A 7785-nucleotide genomic window follows, 5' to 3' on the forward strand; every position below is an offset into this window, starting at 1 on the left:
GATGTAACATTCAGCATTGATGTTGATTGTTGCACCGCTTTCGCGAGCAAGCTCGCTCCCACAGTGGTTTTGGGTGATGAGTAAAACCGCGTTTCCCTCAACGAGAAATCCATGTCTCAAACGCCTCCCGCCCAACCCGCCTACGTCCTGCACTCCCGCGCCTATCGCGAAACCAGCGCGTTGGTGGACTTCCTCACGCCGCAAGGTCGGCTGCGGGCGGTGTTGCGCAGTGCGCGGGGCAAGGCCGGGACGCTGGCGCGTCCGTTCGTGCCGCTGGAAGTGGAGTTTCGCGGCAAGGGTGAGTTGAAGAATGTCGGGCGAATGGAAAGTGCCGGCAATGCGACGTGGATGGTCGGCGAGGCGCTGTTCAGCGGCCTCTATCTCAACGAGTTGCTGATCCGCCTGCTGCCAGCCGAAGACCCGCACCCTGCGGTGTTCGATCATTACGCGGCCACCTTGCTGGCTTTGGCAGAAGGCCGGCCACTGGAACCGTTGCTGCGTTCCTTCGAATGGCGCCTGCTGGACGACCTCGGTTACGGCTTCTCCCTGAACACCGACATCAATGACGAACCCATCGCTCCGGACGGCCTCTATCGCTTGCAGGTGGATGCTGGACTTGAGCGGGTCTACCTGCTGCAACCCGGTCTGTTCAACGGCACCGAGCTGCTGGCCATGGCCGAAGCCGACTGGTCGGCCCCAGGCGCGTTGTCCGCCGCCAAACGCTTGATGCGTCAGGCACTGGCTGTTCACCTGGGCGGTCGTCCCCTTGTCAGTCGCGAGCTGTTTCGCAAGCCCTGATCTCACCGTATGCTGTGCGCCGAATCTTTCCCTTCAGGAGCGCATCCGTGACCACCAGCAATCGCATTCTTCTTGGCGTGAACATCGACCACGTCGCCACCCTGCGTCAGGCTCGGGGCACGCGCTATCCGGATCCGGTCAAGGCCGCGCTGGACGCGGAAGAGGCGGGCGCCGACGGCATCACCGTGCACCTGCGCGAGGACCGTCGCCACATTCAGGAGCGCGACGTACTGTTGCTCAAGGATGTGCTGCAAACCCGCATGAACTTCGAAATGGGCGTCACCGAAGAAATGATGGCGTTCGCTGAGCGCATCCGTCCGGCCCACATCTGCCTGGTGCCGGAGACGCGTCAGGAACTGACCACCGAAGGCGGTCTGGACGTTGCGGGGCAGGAAGAGCGCATCAGGGCAGCGGTGGAGCGTCTGTCGAAGATCGGCAGCGAAGTGTCGCTGTTCATCGACGCTGACGAGCGGCAGATCGCTGCCTCGAAACGAGTTGGTGCACCGGCCATCGAACTGCACACCGGTCGTTATGCCGATGCGGAAACGCCGACCGAAGTGGCTGAAGAGCTCAAGCGTGTGGCGGACGGCGTGGCATTCGGTCTGGCGCAGGGCCTGATCGTCAACGCCGGTCACGGTCTGCACTATCACAACGTTGAAGCCGTGGCGGCGATCAAGGGCATCAACGAACTGAACATCGGTCACGCGCTGGTGGCGCATGCCTTGTTCGTCGGCTTCAAGTCGGCAGTGTCGGAGATGAAGGCGTTGATCCTGGCGGCTGCAAAGGCCTAAGCATCAACGCAGATCCTGTGGGAGCTCGCTCCCACAGTGTTTATCAGAGCGGCGGGTTTTCCTGCGCTGGCTTGGACTTGTCGATCCCCGGCACATGCAGATTGCCTTCGGCGACCTGATCGCCCTCAAGCTGCGGCTGGGTCACCCAGGTCAGGATGTCGTAGTAGCGACGGATGTTCGCCACGAAATGCACCGGTTCGCCGCCACGGGCGTAGCCATAGCGGGTCTTGCTGTACCACTGCTTCTGCGACAGGCGCGGCAGCATCTTCTTCACATCCAGCCACTTGTCCGGGTTCAGGCCTTCCCGGGACGCCAGTTTGCGCGCGTCATCCAGATGGCCGCTGCCAACGTTGTAGGCTGCCAGTGCAAACCACGTACGATCCGGCTCCTGGATTGAATCGTCGAGCTGATCCTTCATGTAAGCCAGGTACTTCGCGCCGCCCATGATGCTTTGCTTCGGATCGAGGCGGTTGGACACGCCCATGGCCTGGGCGGTGTTCTGGGTCAGCATCATCAGGCCGCGCACGCCGGTCTTCGAGGTGACGGCCGGTTGCCACAGCGATTCCTGATAACCGATGGCCGCCAGCAGGCGCCAGTCGACTTTCTCTTTCTTGGCGTAAGTCTTGAAGTGCTGTTCGTATTTGGGCAGCCGCTGCTGTAAATGCTGGGCAAAGGTCGTGGCGCCCATGTAACCGAGGACGTCGACGTGGCCGTAGTAGCGGTCTTTCAAACGTTGCAGGGTGCCGTTCTTCTGCACCTTGTCCAGATAACTGTTGATCTCGTTGAGCAGGCTGTTGTCTTCACCGGCAGCCACTGCCCAGCTCTGGCTGCGCGCATCGCCGAGGTCGAAGGCCACGCGGATGTTGGTGAAGTACACCTGGTTCATCGCCACTTCGTTGGAGTCGACGAGGGTCAGGTCTATCTGGCCTTCATCGACCATGCGCAGCAGGTCGACCACTTCAACGGCGTCGGATTCTTCGTATTCGATCCCGGGATATTTCTGCTTCAGCTCGGCGAGTTGCTCGGCGTGGGTGCTGCCCTTGAGCACCATGATCTTCTTGCCGACCAGTTCACTGGCGTCGGTTGGCCGCGACTGGCCATTGCGATAGATGATCTGCGGCGTGACTTCGAGGTAGGCGTGGGAGAAACGCACCTGCTTCTTGCGCTGATCGCTGCTGACCAGGCCGGCGGCGGCCAGCACCGGGCCTTTGGGTTTGCCGATCTGGTCGAACAGGTCGTCGAGGTTGTCGGCGGTCTCGATCTTCAGCTCCACCCCCAAATCGTCGGCGAAGCGCTTCACCAGCTCGTATTCGAAGCCGGTTTCGCCGCTGCGATCCTGAAAGTAGGTGGCGGGGCTGTTACGGGTGATCACCCGCAGCACACCATCCTCCTTTACGCGCTCGAGGGTGTTGGGTTTATCAACACAGCCACTGAGCATCAGGAAGAGTCCGGTTGCGATCAGCCATTTGGCGTACCGCGGACGCAAAGCCGTTGGGGAAAACATGTGCGCAGTATACGCAAAGGACAACGGGCGCCATATCTCGACAGTCGAGGGCTTGTCTGCTAGGGATCACAAAACCGCTCGAAACCCCGCAGGAATGGGCCCGAAAGGCTTTTTGTGACAGAAAAAATAACCCGCGTTCCAACACTCCGTAAATTTGACCCTCAAGGCAGGAACACCACTCGACATCCGGGTGCAACCGTGCGTAGCGTTTCGGGTGATGTTGAGGGCGGTTTAGGCTAGAATGCACGGCCTCAAAGCACACCCCTTCCCGAGGCTGTCCCGAAGATGTTGATCCTGCGCGGCGCTCCTGCCCTTTCTGCCTTTCGCCACAGCAAACTCCTTGAGCAACTGAGCCAGAAGGTTTCGGCTGTCAGTGGCTTGTATGCTGAATTCGCTCACTTCGCCGAAGTCACCGGCGTCCTGACCGGCGACGAACAGCAGGTGCTTGCGCGCCTTCTGAAGTACGGTCCAAGCGTTCCGGTTCAAGAGCCGACCGGTCGTCTGTTCCTGGTGTTGCCGCGTTTCGGCACCATCTCGCCATGGTCGAGCAAGGCCAGCGACATCGCCCGCAACTGCGGCCTGAGCAAGATCCAGCGCCTGGAGCGCGGCATCGCGTTCTACGTGGCCGGTCAGTTCAGCGAAGCCGAAGCACAGCAGATTGCCGATGTACTGCATGACCGCATGACGCAGATCGTTCTGGCCAACCTCGAGCAGGCCGCCGGTCTGTTCAGTCACGCCGAACCGAAGCCGCTGACCGCCATCGACATCCTCGGCGGTGGTCGCGCCGCGCTGGAAAAGGCCAACGTCGAGTTGGGCCTGGCCCTGGCCGAAGACGAGATCGATTACCTGGTCAACGCCTTCAACGGTCTCAAGCGCAACCCGCACGACATCGAACTGATGATGTTCGCCCAGGCCAACTCCGAGCACTGCCGCCACAAGATCTTCAACGCCAGTTGGGATATTGATGGCGAGAGCCAGGAAAAAAGCCTGTTCGGCATGATCAAGAACACCTATCAGATGCACAGCGAAGGCGTGCTGTCCGCTTATAAGGACAACGCTTCGGTGATCGTCGGCAACGTTGCCGGACGCTTCTTCCCGGATCCGGAAACCCGCCAGTACGGCGCGGTGCAGGAGCCGGTGCACATCCTGATGAAGGTTGAAACCCACAACCACCCGACCGCGATCGCACCGTTCCCGGGCGCATCTACCGGTTCCGGTGGCGAGATCCGCGACGAAGGCGCGACCGGCCGTGGCGCCAAGCCGAAGGCCGGCCTGACCGGTTTCACCGTGTCGAACCTGCAGATCCCGGGCTTCGAACAGCCGTGGGAAGTGCCGTACGGCAAGCCTGAGCGCATCGTCACCGCGCTGGACATCATGATCGAAGGCCCGCTGGGCGGCGCTGCGTTCAACAACGAATTCGGTCGTCCGGCCCTGACCGGCTACTTCCGTACCTTCGAACAATCGATCACCACCCCGCACGGTGACGAAGTTCGTGGTTACCACAAGCCGATCATGCTGGCTGGCGGCATGGGCAACATCCGTGAAGAGCACGTCAAGAAAGGCGAGATTCTGGTCGGCTCGAAGCTGATCGTCCTCGGCGGCCCGGCGATGTTGATCGGTCTGGGCGGCGGTGCTGCTTCCTCCATGGCCACCGGCACCAGTTCTGCAGATCTGGACTTCGCTTCCGTTCAGCGTGAAAACCCTGAAATGGAACGTCGCTGCCAGGAAGTCATCGATCGCTGCTGGCAGCTGGGCGACAAGAACCCGATCAGCTTCATCCACGACGTGGGCGCGGGCGGTTTGTCCAACGCCTTCCCGGAACTGGTCAACGACGGCGACCGCGGTGGCCGTTTTGAACTGCGCAACATTCCAAACGACGAGCCGGGCATGGCCCCGCACGAAATCTGGTCCAACGAATCCCAGGAACGTTACGTTCTGGCGGTCGGCCCGGCCGACTTCGAGCGCTTCAAGGCGATCTGTGAACGTGAGCGTTGCCCGTTTGCCGTTGTCGGTGAAGCCACCGCCGAGCCGCAACTGACCGTGACCGACAGCCACTTCGGCAACAACCCGGTGGACATGCCACTGGAAGTGTTGCTGGGCAAGGCACCGCGCATGCACCGTTCGGTGGTTCGCGAAGCCGAGCTGGGCGATGACTTCGATCCGTCGAACCTCGACATCGGCGAAAGCATCGAGCGCGTTCTGCACCACCCGGCCGTGGCGAGCAAAAGCTTCCTGATCACCATCGGCGACCGCACCATCACCGGCCTCGTGGCCCGTGACCAAATGGTCGGCCCATGGCAGGTTCCGGTGGCCGACGTGGCCGTCACCGCTACCAGTTTCGATGTCTACACCGGTGAAGCAATGGCGATGGGCGAGCGTACTCCGCTGGCGCTGCTGGATGCTCCGGCGTCGGGCCGCATGGCCATCGGCGAAACCCTGACCAACATCGCCGCCTCGCGCATCAACAAACTCTCCGACATCAAACTGTCGGCGAACTGGATGTCCGCTGCCGGCCACCCGGGCGAAGACGCGCGTCTGTACGACACCGTGAAAGCGGTCGGTATGGAACTGTGCCCTGAGCTGGGCATCACCATTCCGGTCGGCAAGGACTCGATGTCCATGGCCACCCGCTGGAACGACAACGGCGAAGACAAGACCGTCACCTCGCCGATGTCCCTGATCGTGACCGGTTTCGCGCCAGTGGCTGACATCCGTCAGACCCTGACTCCGGAACTGCGCATGGACAAGGGCACCACCGACCTGATCCTGATCGACCTTGGTCGTGGCCAGAACCGCATGGGCGCCTCGATCCTGGCTCAGGTTCACGGCAAGCTCGGCAAGCAGGCTCCGGACGTCGATGACGCCGAAGACCTGAAAGCCTTCTTCGCTGTGATCCAGGGCCTCAACGCCGACGGCCACCTGCTGGCTTATCACGACCGTTCCGACGGTGGTCTGCTGACCTCCGTGGTGGAAATGGCCTTCGCCGGCCACTGCGGTCTGAGCCTGAACCTGGACAGCGTTGCCGAAAGCTCCGCTGAAATCGCCGCCATCCTGTTCAACGAAGAACTGGGTGCCGTGATCCAGGTTCGCCAGGACGCCACCCCGGACATCCTCGCTCAGTTCAGCGCTGCCGGTCTGGGCGACTGCGTTTCCGTGATCGGTCAGCCGATCAACAATGGCCAGATCAACATCACCTTCAACGGTGACACCGTGTTCGAAGGTCAGCGTCGTCTGCTGCAACGTCAGTGGGCCGAGACCAGCTATCAGATCCAGCGTCTGCGTGACAACGCCGACTGCGCCCAGCAGGAATTCGACGTTCTGCTGGAAGAAGACAACCCGGGCCTGAGCGTCAAGCTAAGCTACGACGTCAACCAGGACATCGCCGCGCCTTACATCAAGAAAGGCATCCGCCCACAGGTTGCCGTGCTGCGTGAGCAGGGCGTCAACGGTCAGGTGGAAATGGCGGCCGCGTTCGACCGCGCCGGTTTCAATGCGATCGACGTGCACATGAGCGACATTCTGGCCGGCCGTGTCGACCTGAACGAGTTCAAAGGTCTGGTGGCCTGCGGTGGTTTCTCCTACGGCGACGTTCTCGGCGCCGGTGAAGGCTGGGCCAAGTCCGCACTCTTCAACAGCCGTGCCCGCGATGCGTTCCAGGGTTTCTTCGAGCGCAACGACAGCTTCACCCTCGGCGTGTGCAACGGTTGCCAGATGATGTCCAACCTGCACGAGCTGATCCCGGGCAGCGAGTTCTGGCCGCACTTCGTGCGCAACCGCTCCGAGCAGTTCGAAGCGCGCGTGGCGATGGTTCAGGTTCAGGAATCGAACTCGATCTTCCTGCAGGGCATGGCCGGTTCGCGCATGCCGATCGCCATCGCTCACGGTGAAGGTCATGCCGAGTTTGAAAGCGAAGAGGCACTGCTCGAAGCCGATCTGTCCGGTTGCGTGGCGATGCGTTTCGTCGACAACCACGGCAAGGTCACCGAAGCCTACCCGGCCAACCCGAACGGCTCGCCGCGCGGGATCACCGGCCTCACCAGCCGCGACGGTCGCGTGACGATCATGATGCCGCACCCGGAGCGTGTGTTCCGCGCCGTGCAGAACTCGTGGCGTTCGGAAGAGTGGAACGAAGACGCTCCTTGGATGCGTATGTTCCGTAACGCTCGTGTGTGGGTGAACTAAGCGCTGTGTACAAGCTCGCGTTTTTTGTTCCCGACAGTCATGTAGAGGTGGTCAAGGACGCTGTATTCGCTGCCGGTGGTGGGCGGATTGGTGACTATGATCACTGTGCTTGGCAGGTGCTTGGCACTGGTCAGTTTCGGCCTTTGGACGGCAGTCAGCCGTTCATTGGTCAGGCTGGGCAGGTTGAGCGGGTCGAGGAGTGGAAAGTTGAGCTTGTCGTTGGCGATGAGTTGATTCGCGCGGTAGTGGCGGCTCTTAAGTTGAGCCATCCCTACGAGACGCCGGCTTATGAAGTGTGGCGGTTGGAGGATTTTTGATCTTCCTTGGCTGCTGAAACGGGAAACCCGCTGAGAGTGATTTCAGCGGGTTTTTTGTTGTTCGGGGTTTGGGTTGGGTGAATATCCGTTTCTTCGGGTGCGGCGGCTGGCGGTTCCGCTCTTACATCTATGGTTACCCCCTTTTCTGCAATACTGTTTTTTGATGAGTGGTTGGCTTGCTTTCATCTATCCG

5 protein-coding genes are annotated in these 7785 nt (G+C 61.1%); 4 read left to right on the top strand and 1 reads right to left on the bottom strand.

The genetic code is table 11. From position 1 onward, the window contains the following. Positions 1–111: 111 nt before the first annotated feature. Together recO and pdxJ are read left to right on the top strand one after the other, a co-directional pair. Positions 112–798, top strand: coding sequence for a DNA repair protein RecO (recO, locus tag AC07VV_RS28100; protein ID WP_085729730.1), 687 nt, complete (start codon positions 112–114; stop codon positions 796–798). A gap of 47 nt (positions 799–845) precedes the next feature. Further along, positions 846–1589, top strand: coding sequence for a pyridoxine 5'-phosphate synthase (gene pdxJ / locus AC07VV_RS28105; RefSeq protein WP_007957371.1), 744 nt, complete (start codon positions 846–848; stop codon positions 1587–1589). A 43-nt stretch (positions 1590–1632) separates the two neighbouring features. Here pdxJ and mltF read toward each other — a convergent pair whose 3' ends face one another. After that, positions 1633–3093, bottom strand: a complete 1461-nt coding sequence (gene mltF / locus AC07VV_RS28110; protein ID WP_495038107.1) for a membrane-bound lytic murein transglycosylase MltF — start codon at positions 3091–3093, stop codon at positions 1633–1635. 285 nt (positions 3094–3378) lie between these two features. Between mltF and purL the strand changes: the two genes are divergently transcribed. Then, a complete protein-coding gene (gene purL, locus AC07VV_RS28115) occupies positions 3379–7275 on the top strand; it encodes a phosphoribosylformylglycinamidine synthase (RefSeq protein ID WP_495038108.1) in 3897 nt (1298 codons plus the stop codon). Positions 7276–7280: 5 nt separating this feature from the next. Beyond that, the gene (locus tag AC07VV_RS28120; protein ID WP_192559854.1) at positions 7281–7592 is read left to right on the top strand and encodes a YqfO family protein; all 312 of its coding nucleotides are present in this window, start codon (positions 7281–7283) and stop codon (positions 7590–7592) included. Positions 7593–7785: the final 193 nt, after the last annotated feature.

The organism is Pseudomonas sp. GW821-FHT02C04, assembly GCF_059421845.1.

Excerpts from the sequence above, each read along its gene's own strand:
- recO (WP_085729730.1), top strand. The coding sequence starts at position 112 with ATGTCTCAAACGCCTCCCGCCCAACCCGCCTACGTCCTGCACTCCCGC.
- mltF (WP_495038107.1), bottom strand. The coding sequence starts at position 3,093 with ATGTTTTCCCCAACGGCTTTGCGTCCGCGGTACGCCAAATGGCTGATC.
- purL (WP_495038108.1), top strand. The coding sequence starts at position 3,379 with ATGTTGATCCTGCGCGGCGCTCCTGCCCTTTCTGCCTTTCGCCACAGC.